Source organism: Pseudomonas sp. efr-133-TYG-23 (assembly GCF_030209215.1).
In the GTDB taxonomy this organism is placed as follows: domain Bacteria; phylum Pseudomonadota; class Gammaproteobacteria; order Pseudomonadales; family Pseudomonadaceae; genus Aquipseudomonas; species Aquipseudomonas rhodesiae.
This window is the reverse complement of record NZ_JARVSL010000020.1, coordinates 354,966-368,726: the sequence shown is the minus strand read 5'-3', so window position 1 is coordinate 368,726 and position 13,761 is coordinate 354,966. Positions and strand designations below refer to the sequence as shown.

General features: G+C 54.5%; 17 protein-coding genes and 2 pseudogenes. 7 read left to right on the top strand and 12 right to left on the bottom strand.

Annotated features, from left to right (window positions below; all coding sequences use genetic code 11):
* Window positions 1-16 precede the first annotated feature (16 nt).
* Both QRN41_RS15170 and QRN41_RS15165 read right to left on the bottom strand, forming a co-directional pair.
* Window positions 17-1,084 (bottom strand): alkene reductase, encoded by a 1,068-nt coding sequence (locus tag QRN41_RS15170; protein ID WP_167418276.1) that lies wholly within the window; start codon window positions 1,082-1,084, stop codon window positions 17-19.
* 367 nt (window positions 1,085-1,451) lie between these two features.
* Window positions 1,452-1,859 (bottom strand): winged helix-turn-helix transcriptional regulator, encoded by a 408-nt coding sequence (locus tag QRN41_RS15165; RefSeq protein WP_123479751.1) that lies wholly within the window; start codon window positions 1,857-1,859, stop codon window positions 1,452-1,454.
* A gap of 515 nt (window positions 1,860-2,374) precedes the next feature.
* Here QRN41_RS15165 and QRN41_RS15160 point away from each other — a divergent pair.
* Window positions 2,375-2,533 (top strand): annotated as a pseudogene (locus QRN41_RS15160) (IS5/IS1182 family transposase); the annotation flags it as partial.
* Between the two features lie 14 nt (window positions 2,534-2,547).
* On the opposite strand, the gene QRN41_RS15155 reads toward QRN41_RS15160, so the two are convergent.
* The gene (locus QRN41_RS15155; protein WP_167418277.1) at window positions 2,548-3,012 is read right to left on the bottom strand and encodes a DUF3429 domain-containing protein; all 465 of its coding nucleotides are present in this window, start codon (window positions 3,010-3,012) and stop codon (window positions 2,548-2,550) included.
* Between the two features lie 310 nt (window positions 3,013-3,322).
* On the opposite strand from QRN41_RS15155, the gene QRN41_RS15150 reads away from it, so the two are divergent.
* Both QRN41_RS15150 and QRN41_RS15145 read left to right on the top strand, forming a co-directional pair.
* Complete coding sequence (locus QRN41_RS15150) at window positions 3,323-3,787, top strand: thiol-disulfide oxidoreductase DCC family protein (protein ID WP_094065609.1); 465 nt, start codon at window positions 3,323-3,325, stop codon at window positions 3,785-3,787.
* A 154-nt stretch (window positions 3,788-3,941) separates the two neighbouring features.
* Window positions 3,942-4,236 (top strand): annotated as a pseudogene (locus QRN41_RS15145) (GTP cyclohydrolase I); the annotation flags it as partial.
* 85 nt (window positions 4,237-4,321) lie between these two features.
* On the opposite strand, the gene QRN41_RS15140 reads toward QRN41_RS15145, so the two are convergent.
* Window positions 4,322-4,765: an HhH-GDP family DNA glycosylase gene (locus tag QRN41_RS15140; RefSeq protein ID WP_167418278.1), complete on the bottom strand. Its 444-nt coding sequence runs from the start codon at window positions 4,763-4,765 to the stop codon at window positions 4,322-4,324.
* 474 nt (window positions 4,766-5,239) lie between these two features.
* Here QRN41_RS15140 and QRN41_RS15135 point away from each other — a divergent pair, with 474 nt between their 5' ends.
* Window positions 5,240-6,469: a zinc-dependent alcohol dehydrogenase gene (locus QRN41_RS15135; RefSeq protein ID WP_167418279.1), complete on the top strand. Its 1,230-nt coding sequence runs from the start codon at window positions 5,240-5,242 to the stop codon at window positions 6,467-6,469.
* A 54-nt stretch (window positions 6,470-6,523) separates the two neighbouring features.
* On the opposite strand, the gene QRN41_RS15130 is transcribed toward QRN41_RS15135, so the two are convergent.
* A complete protein-coding gene (locus QRN41_RS15130) occupies window positions 6,524-6,751 on the bottom strand; it encodes a hypothetical protein (RefSeq protein WP_148046559.1) in 228 nt (75 codons plus the stop codon).
* A 372-nt stretch (window positions 6,752-7,123) separates the two neighbouring features.
* On the opposite strand from QRN41_RS15130, the gene QRN41_RS15125 reads away from it, so the two are divergent.
* Window positions 7,124-7,333, top strand: coding sequence for a hypothetical protein (locus QRN41_RS15125; protein WP_285421765.1), 210 nt, complete (start codon window positions 7,124-7,126; stop codon window positions 7,331-7,333).
* An 86-nt stretch (window positions 7,334-7,419) separates the two neighbouring features.
* Window positions 7,420-8,145, top strand: coding sequence for a hypothetical protein (locus QRN41_RS15120; RefSeq protein WP_285421764.1), 726 nt, complete (start codon window positions 7,420-7,422; stop codon window positions 8,143-8,145).
* Here the strand turns inward: QRN41_RS15120 and QRN41_RS15115 are convergent.
* Window positions 8,124-8,333, bottom strand: a complete 210-nt coding sequence (locus QRN41_RS15115) for a hypothetical protein (protein WP_123479056.1) — start codon at window positions 8,331-8,333, stop codon at window positions 8,124-8,126. The genes QRN41_RS15120 and QRN41_RS15115 overlap by 22 nt on opposite strands.
* Window positions 8,334-8,416: 83 nt before the next feature.
* Between QRN41_RS15115 and QRN41_RS15110 the strand changes: the two genes are divergently transcribed.
* On the top strand, window positions 8,417-9,097 hold the full coding sequence (locus QRN41_RS15110) for an SOS response-associated peptidase family protein (protein WP_285421763.1): 681 nt from the start codon (window positions 8,417-8,419) through the stop codon (window positions 9,095-9,097).
* Here the strand turns inward: QRN41_RS15110 and QRN41_RS15105 are convergent.
* From QRN41_RS15105 to QRN41_RS15080, 6 genes are all read right to left on the bottom strand, one after another.
* Window positions 9,094-9,888, bottom strand: coding sequence for a DNA adenine methylase (locus QRN41_RS15105; protein WP_123479054.1), 795 nt, complete (start codon window positions 9,886-9,888; stop codon window positions 9,094-9,096). The genes QRN41_RS15110 and QRN41_RS15105 overlap by 4 nt on opposite strands.
* Before the next feature lie 66 nt (window positions 9,889-9,954).
* Window positions 9,955-10,473, bottom strand: coding sequence for a lysis system spanin subunit (locus QRN41_RS15100; protein WP_285421762.1), 519 nt, complete (start codon window positions 10,471-10,473; stop codon window positions 9,955-9,957).
* Complete coding sequence (locus QRN41_RS15095) at window positions 10,470-11,003, bottom strand: glycoside hydrolase family 19 protein (RefSeq protein WP_285421761.1); 534 nt, start codon at window positions 11,001-11,003, stop codon at window positions 10,470-10,472. The genes QRN41_RS15100 and QRN41_RS15095 overlap by 4 nt, the downstream gene beginning before the upstream one ends.
* 248 nt (window positions 11,004-11,251) lie before the next feature.
* A complete protein-coding gene (locus tag QRN41_RS15090) occupies window positions 11,252-11,638 on the bottom strand; it encodes a hypothetical protein (protein ID WP_285421760.1) in 387 nt (128 codons plus the stop codon).
* Window positions 11,635-12,525, bottom strand: a complete 891-nt coding sequence (locus tag QRN41_RS15085) for a pyocin knob domain-containing protein (RefSeq protein ID WP_285421759.1) — start codon at window positions 12,523-12,525, stop codon at window positions 11,635-11,637. Before QRN41_RS15085 ends, QRN41_RS15090 begins: the two co-directional genes overlap by 4 nt.
* A 929-nt stretch (window positions 12,526-13,454) precedes the next feature.
* The gene (locus QRN41_RS15080) at window positions 13,455-13,760 is read right to left on the bottom strand and encodes a hypothetical protein (RefSeq protein WP_285421758.1); all 306 of its coding nucleotides are present in this window, start codon (window positions 13,758-13,760) and stop codon (window positions 13,455-13,457) included.
* Between the last annotated feature and the right edge of the window lies 1 nt (window position 13,761).

Genomic DNA, 13,761 nt, shown 5'->3' with positions numbered 1-13,761 from the left:
CTGCGATTGGGGTTGCTCACGCCATCAGCGGATAGTCTGTGTAACCTTCTTCTGCACCGCTGTAGTACTTAGAAGCATCCGCTGTCGCCAATGGCGCGTCTTGGCGCAAGCGTTCAGGCAGGTCAGGATTACTGATGAACAGCGTGCCAAATGAGACTGCATCAGCCAGCCCACTTTCCAGCACCTGCTCCGCAGACTTGCGGTCGTAGCCAACATTCAACACGAAAATCCCTGAGAATCGCTCGCGGGCCCCCGGCGCTAAAGGTTTAACACCTTCCGGCAGGGTCGACGGTTCCATGAAATGCAGAATACCAACGTGTTTCTTTTCCAGCGCTTGCACCGCGTACATGTAGGTCTGCTCGAGATTGGAGTCGCCCATGTCGTTGTACGGAATGCGCGGCGACAGCCTGACCGAGACACGTTCCGGCCCGAAGATCTTTATCGCGGCATCAGTGGCCTCCAGCAGGAACCTTGCCCGCTTCTCAACGGTGCCGCCATACTCGTCGGTTCGCTTGTTTGATCCATCTTCGAGAAACTGCGCCGGCAGGTAACCATTTGCACCGTGTACCTCAACGCCATCAAAACCCGCATCCTTTGCAGCCTGCGCAGCCTTTTCATAATCTGCGATGGTGGCTTTGATTTCATCAAGGGTCATTTCGCGTGGGGTCACAGAAGGCTTGATGCCTTCCGGCGTGAAGGCTTGGCTATTGAACGGGACGGCCGATGGCGCCACCGGCAGTTCTCCACCATGGAAGTCCGGGTGAGATGCCCTCCCCGTATGCCAAAGTTGCGCAAAAATCAAACCGCCCGCTTCATGAACTGCCCGAGTTACCTTCTTCCACCCTGCAATTTGCTCGGGAGTATAGATTCCTGGGGTATTCGTCCAACCGACCGCCTGGGCGCTGATCTGGGTGCCTTCCGTGAAAATCAGTCCTGCTGATGCACGCTGCGCGTAATACGTTGCGGTCAATTCGTTGGCGACCTGATCCTTAGATCGACCTCTGGTCATTGGCGCCATAAAGACTCGATTCTTGAAGTTAAGCGCTCTATTGCTCAGGGGGGTCAACAGCTTCAGGTTTTCCATATGCTCTCCATCTATAGCGTTTATTGATGTCCAGCGCGCGCTTGATGTTTAGTCAGGCGCGGATTCACCGAAAAGGTGCTTCCTGTCGTATGAACAATTGGCGGACTGCAGCTCGCCGGCAAGCGCAACGAAGCAGAGTGAAGGCTCGGCGCGCATGCCTCGACAGGGAGGACTATGAAAATGGTATATGGAATAAACCTGGTGTCTATTAGGCACCTTGTGTCGCCCTAGTAGGTTTGAGGAAACCTACTGCCTGAGAACATTCAGTGGCGCTGGGGGTTGAACCATCGATAGATGGTCTTGCGCATATGAGTCGCGGTAGCACTTCGAACATAGAATGGCCGATCCACGACAGTGGACGCCGCGCTCATGACATCGAGTCAAGCATCCTTCCGTCCGGGCTCCCCGCGCTGCTGGCGGCGTCGAACGATCGCCGGGCCGCATCGACCTCGGGCAGCTTGGCGACAGTCCACTCGTGCAGTGCCCGAAAAGGCGCTTGCAGCGTGCGACCCAACGGGGTGATCTGATACTGCACCGCAACCGGCGAGAGCGAAATGACCTCTCGCGAGACCAAGCCGTTGCGTTCCAGCTTGCGCAGGCATTGGGTAAGCGCTTTCTGGGTCACGCCTTGCAACCGGCGACGAATCGCGTTGAAGCGTTGCGGACCGTCATCAAGCACCGCCAGCACCATCATCGACCACTTATCAGCAATCTGATCGAACAAGGCCCGGCTAGGACAGTCGGACGAAAAGCAGAGCGGTTCGATTTCAAGCATGGCGGTTTCCTTACAGGTATTCAGACGATCTAGGCGCTTATGAATACTAAGTTTACAAGGCATACCACCAATGTCTAATGAGCTTGGCTGCCAGCGTAGACAGCGTGCTGCGCAGGGGGCCGTCCAAATTCACCATCCGCATGCTCTGGGCGCCAAGGCAAAGGTTCTGCTGCAGCCTCCGCGCCACGAGCCTCGTATCCCCACCATGACAGCGAAGAGCGCGCGGCTTGACGATCAGCTTGATCCAGGCGGAATTCCGTCCTTGTTGAAGTCCTTCAAGCGTTCACGCTCTTGCTCGGTGGAGTGCGCCGGGGTTTCCTGCTCGGGCTCTTTCTTCTTTTCGTCAGTCATCGCTATGTCCTCGGGTGGTAGCTGTTTTCGGCACCTGGCGGAATCAGCAGTTCAAATCAATTTACTCCAACGCCGGACATGGCACGGCAGGGAATGCCGTATGACTAATGAAACCCTGATGGGTCGACCAATAGTGAGGTCTTGGAGCGGCTTTTAGCCGCTGCACGCAGCACCATTTGATCGTTGCTCATGAGGTGACCAATATCGGTTCCGACCGCGATCAGCTCAGCTCAATAACTAAGCAGGCACGCGAGGCCATGGCATCGGTTACTTTGTCGGTGGTGGCTGACCGAGGCTATTTTAAAGGTGAGGAAATACTGGCCGGGCGCACGAGGCTTCATGAAGGAAGCGCCTCAACGAGCGCCGCAAGCAGCAAGCAGACGCTCGCCACAAGGGTAAGCCGTAATCGCATCGGCATGTACCAAGCGGGCAAGCTTATAACCCGCAACAGCTTCCTGTCCTGCCGAAGGTGGACGAATAAGCCTATGACCAACAGCAAGCAGCCCAAGGGCATTGGCAGTAACGTGGCGATCCAAGCGATAAGAGCAGGTATAACACTCCAGATGAACCGGTCGCTGCGCTGCTTGGCACTCATATCTGGCATGGTCATGGCGAAGCCCCAGTGCAAGGCTCCGACGAAGCTCAGGATGACTGCGCCATAGTTGACAAGTGCAATCGCAAACAGCGTCCGATAGTCGAGAGAGAACGGAATCAGCAGTGCCAGAACAATAAACGGCAACAGACCGCCATAACCCAGCAGGGTGACGTGCTTTGGCGCAGGGGTTGGAGGGAACCCATTCATTTGTATTCCTTGCAGTGAGCGACACTCAAGACTGTAGGCCCAAAAAAGCTCTGTCTGAGCGAAATATTGATGGCGAGGTGGGTTACATGACTGCAGCCCTGACCTGTTTCAAACTTAGTGAATCTGTTACGCAAGCGTGTACGCCTTCGCATAGCTTGCCGCCACCAAACTGGATATCGAGATCGAAAGCACGGGGCGATTTGCTCACGAAAGCAAACATGACCGTCCATAGCAGAGCGAAAAATAGTGCCCATTGTCAGCCTGTTTCTTTCAGCATATCTTGCACAAGAGTTATACAAAAGTGTCGACCATGTACAGGAAAATGAATTGGCCACTGACGCTGTACTTTGACGGTGAATGCCCTCTGTGTGCGCGCGAAATCAAGCTCCTGCGCGGGCATGCCGTAAAGGATCATCTGCTTTTCGTGGACATCAGCAACAGTGAATTCGACGCAAATGCACTCGGGTTCACGTTCGAGCAGATGCAGTCCTCCCTGCACGCCCGCTTCGCTGATGGACGCTGGATAACCGGCCTGGATGCCACCCTGTGGAGCTGGCGAGCCGCCGGCTTGGGCTTTTGGGCAACGCCACTGACTTGGAATGTACTCCGCCCGCTGCTTGAATTCGGCTATCGCCTTTTTTGCCGTATACGCCCCCATTTGGCGTGGTTACCTCACCCAGATAGCGGCAGCCGCTGTGTCGATAACCGTTGCGCAGTGCCTGCGTCAAAACCCGCATCAGACGAGCAGTCCACTTTGAAAAATAAGCAGACCTAGACAGCTTCGCCTTGTCATGTCGCAGACGCATAAGCTGGGTCATAGCTGATCCGGCGAAGCCTGTGTCATCTGCGTCAGATAGTGCGCACTAGATACTCTCCTACCGCCAAGGATTGCCGACCCATAAAGCGCAGCGTCGCTGCTGGGATTCAAGATGAACCCATCATCAGTCGAACATTATCGTGAAATTCTCCTCGGCGTAGGTGAGAACCCAGAGCGTGAAGGACTGCTGGATACCCCCACAGCGCGAAACCAAAGCGATGCAGTACCTGTGCAATGGCTACACAATGAGTCTGGAGGAATTGATCAATGGCGCATTGTTCGAATCGCAAAATGAAGAAATGGTCATCGTGCGCGACATCGAACAGTGTTCATTGTGCGAGCATCACATGCAGCCCTTCATCGGCAATGTTCATGGAGCGTATATCCCCACTCGAAGGGTGCTGGGCGAAGATAGCCCGAGTGGTAGATGGCTTGCGAGTTATCATTCACTTAACCTCGCTGCAAGCAATCGGAAGGCAGTGTGAATGAGAGCTAGACGGAAGATTCGAAGAGCACCGCAGCCGCTTCCCTCAGAAAAATTTCAATAGTTTTTGGCCCTATCCCTTCGAATTCAGACAAGCGTTTTTCGAACGCGCGACGATCAGCGCTCGCCGCAACAATGTTGCTGACCTTGCCGCCGTATTCAGTATTCACTTTGTTCGCTAATGCGAGTAACCGCGACGACGTAGTCTCGTCGTAACGCACGTAGTGAGCCTCTCCAAGCATCGTGACCAACTGGCGGTGAGTGCAGCTCGCCAGTTTGTGCGGCGTATCCCGATGGTGTTTCTCGACGATCACCTGGTACGCGTTAGCCGCAATCTGCCCCTGGATTCTTTTGCCCATCAGGAAACTGGCAAGCAGCCATTTGAACAACCCGGCTTCGTTCGCACCTTGAAAGTCGATTTGTAAGTCATGTGCGCTGATGATTTTGCTCACTGGTTCACCCTTTAAGCAACGATCTCTATCTAGACCAGGCGCTATCGCGAATGAGCAGCCAGGAGACGATCGGCACCGGTTGCTCTCGCCTTACCCGCATTTATGAAAAGAAACCTCAATCCGCTAACGCCGTGCGCTTAAGCGATTCGTTCGGTTTGATTCGAGCAATCGTGTAACAGAACGACTAGGGTGACTGGCTGGCACGCCATGCGGGATGCTCAGTCGCGATCAGAACAGATGATAGACACTCAGCGATGTGGCGCTCCCCATTGTGGGCAGGCATGACAACGCCGATCCTCCGACTACCTAAGTTCCAGACTTCAGCAGTCGACCCTCTTGCGCTCCATTAGGTTTAAAAAAATTACGAGCGTGCTTCATACGCAACCGCTAGTCATCTACGCCTTCATCAATCTGAACTTACTTTCTTTGATTCACCTCTCCCACTTACCATCCAGCTGAAGCAGGTATGAAGTCATGAGAGCACTCACCTATCATGGCGCGCACAGCGTCAAAGTCGACACGGTTCCTGATCCGGTTATCGAGGAAAGTGATGACATCATTCTTCGAGTTACCGCGACGGCGATATGCGGTTCTGACCTCCATCTCTATCGAGGAAAGATTCCGACTGTCGAGCATGGCGATATCTTTGGCCATGAGTTTATGGGGATCGTTGAGGACACAGGCTCAGCGGTGACCGCAGTGCAACCCGGCGACCGTGTGGTAATTCCTTTTGTAATCGCCTGCGGCAGCTGTTTCTTCTGCGCAATGGATCTGTTTGCGGCCTGCGAGACAACAAATACGGGGCGCGGAGCGATCATAAATAAAAAGGCGATACCACCAGGAGCCGCGCTGTTCGGTTTCAGTCATATGTATGGTGGTGTTCCAGGCGGGCAAGCCGAATACGTACGCGTTCCGAAAGCCAACACCGGCCCATTCAAAGTACCGGGGACGCTGTCGGATGAAAAGGTTCTTTTCCTATCAGACATCCTTCCAACCGCTTATCAGGCTGTAACTAACGCAGGGATTGGTAACGGTTCAAGCATCGCCATCTATGGTGCAGGCCCGGTCGGATTGTTGAGCGCGGCGTGTGCAAGAATGCTCGGTGCCGACCAAATTTTTATGGTCGATCACCATCCTTACCGTTTGGCATACGCGCAGAAAACATACGGTGTAATTCCGATCAACTTCGATGAAGACGACGATCCTGCAGATACGATCATTCGGCAAACCAAAGGGATGCGGGGAGTTGACGGGGTCGTGGATGCTGTTGGATTTGAAGCGAAGGGTAGTACAACGGAAACCGTTCTCGCGACGCTCAAGCTTGAAGGTAGCAGCGGCAAAGCGCTACGCCAGTGTATAGCGGCAGTAAGACGGGGGGGCGTTGTGAGCGTTCCTGGAGTCTATTCAGGTTTCATTCATGGATTTCTTTTCGGAGACGCCTTTGACAAAGGCCTGACCTTCAAAATGGGGCAGACTCATGTCCATCGGTTCCTACCTGAACTCCTGGATCACATTGAGACAGGCCGTCTCTCACCTGAAGTTATCATCAGCCATCGCATGTCACTGGAACAGGCGGCCGAAGGATATAAAATCTTTGATAAGAAAGAAGAGGACTGCAGAAAAGTCATTTTGACACCTGGCGATAGCCACATCGCTTTGCCGGAATCCGACGGAAGCTCCAGCGTGTTGACTGCCTCGATATAATAATCGGAGAGGACAAGATGGTTCGGTCTTTCACCGAAAATCGTAGTCCTCTTCTCAGATCCCGCTGTGGGCAACGCTAAAGCCCCACTGAAATTTGAGTTGCTGGGAGAGAAGCTTGGCGGCATTGGGAATTTGGTCAAGACGCAAATTCCCGGCAAACAGCAGCAGTGGTTTCTGATCAACCATCGGGATGAGTTCGCGCGGTGCCATCTGCGAGCATCCAACCGACAGAATGCAAAAACTAAAAAACCCGCCAGAAGGCAGGTTTTTCAAGGCTTCCACGGAACTCGAAAGCTCTCAGTGGAATGTAAGATGGTGCCCGAAGCCGGAATCGAACCGGCACGCCCTTACGAGCGGGGGATTTTAAGTCCCGGGCCGAAATCAAGCGGGCTGCGGCGTGCACTCCATTTTCCGGTCCGCAATCCATTAATTTTACGCCTAATTTACCTCAATGTATTCAGATAGTTATAGTTCGTTGCGGCCCATTTACCTGGCATAAAATTGCTTTTTCGTTCTCGCGAACAGGACAATCAAGTCTGGCGCTTCTTGCACCGATATGCCAATGGTGCATACCCTCCCCGGCGTCATGCCGGCCGAACCTAAACCAACCCCAAGCCCCACTGCTAAGCTGTTCACACCACCGGAGGAACGCCGATGCCCAACTCAGACCTGCTCCCATCCCTACTATCCAAGCTTTACGAAAACCAGTTGGCCCTCGAAGCCTCCATCATGGAACTATCGACCTGGGTCGAGCAGCGCGGCTCCGTCGATGTAGCTGAAAACGTGCGAGGCGCACTGGACACCCTCAGTCACAATGAGGAATTCATCAAGCTCACATTGGCGGCGTTAATATCGCCAGAGTGATGCCTTACAGCTCGTCGCCTCGAATCGCATCAGTGACAAAGCTCGATTACTGTATACACATACAGCAAAAATAAGCAGTCACTCACATGCCCCCTACAGAACTCAAAAAGGAATGGCTCGCCAAATGGCGGAGAATCCTCGACGACAACGCGTCCCGGATGGGTAACCCGGAGGCTCATCGGACGATGTGCCGGTGGGAGACTCGTGACATGTTGGAGGCAGGGGTAATTGATGAGATGGAACAATTTGAGATGGATGAGCTGGCCGACGCGGCTTACTGGCATGCCGTTGAAGAGTTGGTGACGACGCCCGCTGGGTACACGTATGGCGGCTACTATGACATCATTCAACGAGGGACGGCGGAGTGCGTCGGTTACATCAGAAGCAACACTTATTACTCAGCCATCGGCCCAGGTGCTGATGGGTTTGATGGAAAGGTATTTCGCGATAAGACTGACTTGCGTTTGGTGTTTCGGAGCGACAACCAGGCTTGGGCGATAAATGGGCTGGTGCTTACCGCGCCATCTGGTGAGCTGTACGATTTGGTACAGACCGCGCAGTTTATCTATGGGAAGGTCTACCCAATCATCTGCGATGCCGATACCTATCGTGCGCTGGTAGATTGCGCACAGGTCGCCTTGGAAAGCCGCGATTTTGAGAGCTATCGAAAGGCCCGCCCCCTACTCCTCTCTGCCCAGTTCACCAAGTGCGGTGCCTGCCTGGACCGATTCGGACAGCGCGAAGATTGCAGCAACTGCGCAGGTAACGGCTTTGTCAGTACAGCTGGCACTCAGCCGACGTCGTCCGCATAACCAGCAACAGCCTCCTCGACCAGCTCGCGCCATTCTCCGCTGTCAATCACGCCTCGCTCCAGCATATTGTCGGCCAGTGCCAGGCGCGTTTCATAGCGATACTCGGGTCCGCCTGCCGTGAATTCGGCGTCATTGAGCAGCGCATGCCACGCTTCCATCTCGTTGACCTGCTGTATATCGGTTGTCATGACGAATCTCCGGTGCCGGTGTCTACAGTGTAGAGATCGGCCGGCGCGCGGCTGTTCATCAAGCCCGACGAGCGGAGACAGTCATGTGCGGACGCCTTTCACAGTACAGCGGCATTCATGACTTCGTTGCGGCCCTAAGCATGCCGAATGCCATGGTCAACTCAGTTGGCGAGCTGCCTCTGGAACGATACAACGTCGCCCCCACCACTCAGGTCGCCCTGCTCCATGTACAAGGCGAATTGCTGCTGGCTGATCCGGTGCGCTGGGGATGGCGACCGCATTGGGCCAAGGACCGCGCCGCGCCGATCAACGCTCGTGTCGAGAAGGTGGCCCACGGCCCGTTCTTCCGGGCAATCTGGCCGCACCGAGCAATCACACCGATCAATAACTGGTTTGAATGGGTCGATGAGGGTGGGCCGAAGAAGCAGCCCTACCTGATCCGCCGGCGCGACCGCGCGCCGATCTACTGCGCAGCTATCGGCCAGTTGTCCAACGCTGACGAAGGCCCAGGTGAGCATGACGGCTTCGTGATCATCACCGCCGACAGCGCCGGCGGCATGGTGGACATCCATGACCGGCGGCCCGTTGTGCTGAGTCCTGAACTTGCCCGTGAATGGTTGGACCCGGCCACGCCCAAGGAACGCGCCGAGCAGATGGTACTGCACCAGGGCGAGCCAGCAGATGCCTTTGAATGGTTCAAGGTCGATACGGCCGTTGGGAACGTCCGGAACAAGGGGCCCAACCTGATACTACCTGCACCCTAAAACAGCCCGCCGAGGTCAGAAGGTTTCCAGTTCATGATCACAAGCTCGCCGCTGACCTCGGCTTTTCCTTGTCGCTGATTGGTGGTGCTGTAGCGAATGTCCAGCGTTTCAAAGTGGAACCCTTCAAACACCCGCCGGATATCAGGATGGTCGTTAATACTCACCATGACCTTGCCTTTGCAACGACGCATGAAGTCGGCCATTCGCTCATAGTTTTCGAACGGAAAGTCCACCCCGTAGCCCGCGGTCTGCCAGTAAGGTGGGTCCATGTAGTGGAAGGTGTGGGGCCGGTCGTAGCGCTCGGCGCATTCGAGCCACCCTAAGTTTTCGACATAGGTTCCGGAGAGGCGCTGCCAGGCTGCGGAAAGGTTCTCTTCAATCCGCAACAGATTAATAGCCGGGCCCGTAGTAGCAGTGCCGAAGGTCTGGCCGCTGACCTTCCCGGCGAAGGCATGGTGCTGCAGGTAGAAAAAACGGGCAGCTCGCTGGATATCGGTGAGGGTTTCCGGTCGGGTCATCTTCTGCCACTCAAACACTTGGCGCGAGCTCAGGGCCCATTTGAACTGGCGTACGAACTCCTCCATGTGGTTCTGCACGACCCGGTACAACGTCACCAGATCGCCATTGATATCGTTGAGAACTTCAACCGGGGCGGCCTGAGGGCGCATGAAGTAAAGCGCAGCACCACCAGCAAAAACTTCAACGTAGCATTCGTGCGGTGGGAAAAGAGGAATGAGGCGATCAGCCAAGCGACGCTTGCCGCCCATCCATGGAACGATTGGGTTTGTCATTTTTGCAATCCTTTGCAAAGTGGGTGTTTTTTGGGTCATGCTAATTTTTGCGATTGGGCATGTAGGTCAGGGCGCAATGGCCCTGACATACGCCTGGCACGCCCGCAGCGCGATCAATCCTTGGTCGCCGGCATCGGTGATGGAGATAATTCGATGAGCATGCGCTGGGTCAAGTTGGGCTCGACGGGCTGCATGAACCACGCCGACGGCGCCGGCGGCGGTAGGCACATTGCAGCCACGGGCTGTATCCGCTGCGTCGACAAGGACTGACAGCCGCACATCAGCAGTGGCAAGGCGATCGCGCAGAGCAGCCTGGGTACGTTGAGCATCGGATAATTCTCGTATGTGTTGTTGGTCCTGGATGGCGAGCTGTTGCTCGGTGGCCAGGCGCTTGCTCTGATCGGCGCGGGCCTGGGCGGCAGCGACCATGCTGATCCTGGTCAGATCTTCTTGATGCAGGCCGGCCTGCTCGGACAGCTTCTTGCCCATCCGCCAGTTCTGCACCTGCCAGGTCACGCCCGCGGTACCGGCCATCAGCCCCAGCATCAGCACCAATAGGCCCGCCAGCTTCTGCACCGGCGTCATACCAGCACCTTCAGCGCCTTATCGTATAGCGCCTGGCGGTCGTCCTGGCCGGTGAGCCCGCCATTGATACGCCTGGTGATCTTCGCGAACTGCCCCTGATCAGCGAGTGTATTCAGCCCATTAGTCGACCAGAACCAAGCCGCCGACATCGCGGCGTGTTGCGGTAGCTCCAGCAGTTCCGGATTGCTGATGAGGTCCAGGCCCAACGCCTCGCCGCATGCCGTGTAATTCGCCCGGCCCGTGATCTGGATCAGGCCGCGCCCGCGGTACTTGGAGCCGTCGCCCTTCTGTGTATTGCCCAGGTCCGCGCGGCCTTCGTAGCCGGCCTGCTGCGCGGTGGGGCCCCAGATTTCGCGCACCCATCGCAACTGTCCAGATTCGTGCCCTACTTGGGCGATGAACGCCGCCATCCGCACGGTGCCCACGATGCCGTAACGGCTCATGGCCGTGTTTAAGGCAGGAACAAAAACGCCGGCTTGGCGGCCGGCGTTCGGGAAGATATGCAGCAATTGCTGCTCGGTGATCGGCATAACTATCTCCAGGCAAAAAAATACCCGCTCATGGCGGGTGGCGGTGTTTGGCAAAAACTCAAGACGCTGGTGGAGGGCTCAACCGGTTGATGGTTGCGCGAGCTGCTGCGCGTGCTTCTTTGATGTCGTCCGGAATCGGTGTGCCATCCTCAAGCAGAGCGAAGGCATGCCAGTTGGTCTGGCTCAGGTACGCCCGAGCCTGACCCAGGCTCAATTCATCCGTTATGTCTTGCGCCGTTTTAATCGGTTCAAGCTTGCTCAAGTCCACCATTTTCTTGTCCTTCTCGGATATCAGGAAGTTCAGCTGCAGGGATCACTACAGGCGAGGTGTCGGGAAACTTCACCGGACCACTGCGCGCATCAATAATCATAGGTTCTAGTGGACTACGATATTCATTGGGGCTCTCCATACTTACCGGGAGCTTTAAAGAAAAATGAAGAGTTCTACCTATCCTTTCCACGTAGTCGCTTGAGCCAGTGAGAAAGAATTTATTCTCAACTGCGGATGCTGGTAAGCGGTATCCGTCCGGTATGCCGGACAAATCGATGGCTTCTCCGTTGATCGTAATAACATCCCCGGACACAGAAGCTTCAAGCGGCCAATCGGACAGAAAAGGAAATAATGTAATTTTCATTTCCAGCGACCCCAAACATTAATGGTAGGCACGAAAGCTTGAGCCGTCCCTCCGTTTCTGATAACGAAAGCCGCCGTATTCGCGTCGGACATATATTCTGCAATAACCCCGTAGAAATCGTAAGTTTGTTGTGGCTGAGCATTAGTTGTTGACTTATAGAGGTATCCAAGGCCGCTATTTATTAATGTCACCGGAAGGGCGACAGTAACAACCCTGATTTCACCGGCTGTAAAGTTCGCGGTCATCGGCGCGACACCTCTGATATTCATTTCACCGTTTGCGTATTTGCTTACTAGGTAGTTACCGAATATCGCGGAGGACATCAATCCGCCGCCAGTGCCGCTGGGATCAAGTGTGGCGTTCACTCCGTTGTAAATGTTTGACCATGGCTGCCAGACGCCGTTAATCCTACGACGTTCGGCGCGTCCGCCATGGGTAATACCGAAAGCCTCTTGAGATTCGTACCCGACACCGTGCACGGAAACCCGCAAGAAAAAAGCAGCAGACCCAAACGATGGAGGCCCATTAGTAAAAGTACCGTTCAAGGCGTACAAAAATGCGTTGACTAGCGTATCGCAGTTGGCGCCATTCCCAATCACGATAGCTGCGCCGCCATTCCATCCAGCGTGACCGGTTTTCAAAATACCACTGGGGTAATCCGAAGCCGTTGCAGTTACGGCTGCTGGCACCAAACCTAAACCTGCTTGTGCAGTGGCTTGCGAATTACCGCCAGTCCCACCTTTTGAAACCGGAAGAGGCGCAGTATTTGTGCCAATGCCCTGGTAGAGTTCCGCGGTCATTGCATTTATCTTTGAGTTCGCAACACGCGGCGTGTCGCCTCCAAGACCTAAAGGCGGCGTACCGAGAATAATTTCTTGTCTTGCCATGGCTTTCTCCAGGCGAAAAAACTGCTCGTAGCAGGTTCGGTATTTCGCGCAACTTCAGTTAAATGGAAACGGCAATCCCGCCGTCTTTATCACCAGCGCTGACGGAAACCTATCTGTAGGAAGGCTGTGATAGGAGTATGTTGCCGTCGAGCTTTGCGCTGGCCAATCTTGTGTAGTTGTCCTTCCCGGGGGCGCGAAAAAGAAAGAAATGCCACCCAATCTTCCGAAGGCACCCTCGGCCATTCCGTATGTAGTCGTATATCCAGAGGAAATAGTGTTCGGATCAACTATCCCGCATGACCTATTCCACGGAAGAAACGCGGCGTATTCGACTCCGGCGCCTATATCTATGTTTACCACGCTATGAACAATTGCCGACCCTGCGGTCGATTGAAAAGCGATACGTTCATTACGCCCGCCCACGTAAGTGAACACCGGCCTTCCAAAACGATCCAGCGGACCTGGGCCAGGTGCGCGTATGGATGCAACGACATTCATGGGATTTTGGTTTGAGTTAAACGTTATACCGCCTGACTCTTCGCTCTTCGTTTTTAGCCATGGTCCAGGCAGACCATCATTTCGCATCAAATCAAAACAATAATATTTGGTTGCAGCGTTAGCCCCGGCATACAGATAAGTTTTTGTGCTCCCGGACACGGCGACACCAGTAGCAACCCCCTTACCAACAAGGAAAACGATGGGGGATTGAGGATTATCAAGTGTAAATCCGTACTGATCATCCCCGGGAACACCAGCGTCTCTCCAACTGCTGCCAAGGTTAGGGTCTACGTTTATGCCTCTGAGAACCAACCGCCTCCAGTTTCCATTAAATGCAAGATTTCCGCTCTTCACCAGACCGTAACTTATTTTTCCGGTGTCATAAAGAAGCGCCCCACCCGACTGCCTTACAATTAATCTACCATCAGACATTAATAATACCCGTAGTAAATTCGACAATTAGCTGAGAAAAACCCCCACCCTGCCGTATTGTATGAATATGCCCAGGAAAGAGATGTTCCATTTAGAATCACTCCCGGCCTCTTTCCCTTCTCAACTTGCAAATCCACCAGCGGCGAAACCGTAAAAAACGAGGTTCGGCCAACTGGTGGCGCAGGAATCTGGATTGCTCCGTTTTGGCCGTTGGTGTCAATGCTACCGACCGTCTGACTGATAAAAATAGTCATATCAACTTTAGTTACACCGGTATCTCGATCTCTGATAATCAATCCGACCATT

Coding starts and splice junctions, on each gene's coding strand:
- QRN41_RS15170 (WP_167418276.1), bottom strand. CDS start 1,084: ATGGAAAACCTGAAGCTGTTGACCCCCCTGAGCAATAGAGCGCTTAAC.
- QRN41_RS15165 (WP_123479751.1), bottom strand. CDS start 1,859: ATGCTTGAAATCGAACCGCTCTGCTTTTCGTCCGACTGTCCTAGCCGG.
- QRN41_RS15155 (WP_167418277.1), bottom strand. CDS start 3,012: ATGAATGGGTTCCCTCCAACCCCTGCGCCAAAGCACGTCACCCTGCTG.
- QRN41_RS15150 (WP_094065609.1), top strand. CDS start 3,323: ATGTACAGGAAAATGAATTGGCCACTGACGCTGTACTTTGACGGTGAA.
- QRN41_RS15135 (WP_167418279.1), top strand. CDS start 5,240: ATGAGAGCACTCACCTATCATGGCGCGCACAGCGTCAAAGTCGACACG.
- QRN41_RS15125 (WP_285421765.1), top strand. CDS start 7,124: ATGCCCAACTCAGACCTGCTCCCATCCCTACTATCCAAGCTTTACGAA.
- QRN41_RS15120 (WP_285421764.1), top strand. CDS start 7,420: ATGCCCCCTACAGAACTCAAAAAGGAATGGCTCGCCAAATGGCGGAGA.
- QRN41_RS15115 (WP_123479056.1), bottom strand. CDS start 8,333: ATGACAACCGATATACAGCAGGTCAACGAGATGGAAGCGTGGCATGCG.
- QRN41_RS15110 (WP_285421763.1), top strand. CDS start 8,417: ATGTGCGGACGCCTTTCACAGTACAGCGGCATTCATGACTTCGTTGCG.
- QRN41_RS15105 (WP_123479054.1), bottom strand. CDS start 9,888: ATGACAAACCCAATCGTTCCATGGATGGGCGGCAAGCGTCGCTTGGCT.
- QRN41_RS15100 (WP_285421762.1), bottom strand. CDS start 10,473: ATGACGCCGGTGCAGAAGCTGGCGGGCCTATTGGTGCTGATGCTGGGG.
- QRN41_RS15095 (WP_285421761.1), bottom strand. CDS start 11,003: ATGCCGATCACCGAGCAGCAATTGCTGCATATCTTCCCGAACGCCGGC.
- QRN41_RS15090 (WP_285421760.1), bottom strand. CDS start 11,638: ATGAAAATTACATTATTTCCTTTTCTGTCCGATTGGCCGCTTGAAGCT.
- QRN41_RS15085 (WP_285421759.1), bottom strand. CDS start 12,525: ATGGCAAGACAAGAAATTATTCTCGGTACGCCGCCTTTAGGTCTTGGA.
- QRN41_RS15080 (WP_285421758.1), bottom strand. CDS start 13,760: ATGGTCGGATTGATTATCAGAGATCGAGATACCGGTGTAACTAAAGTT.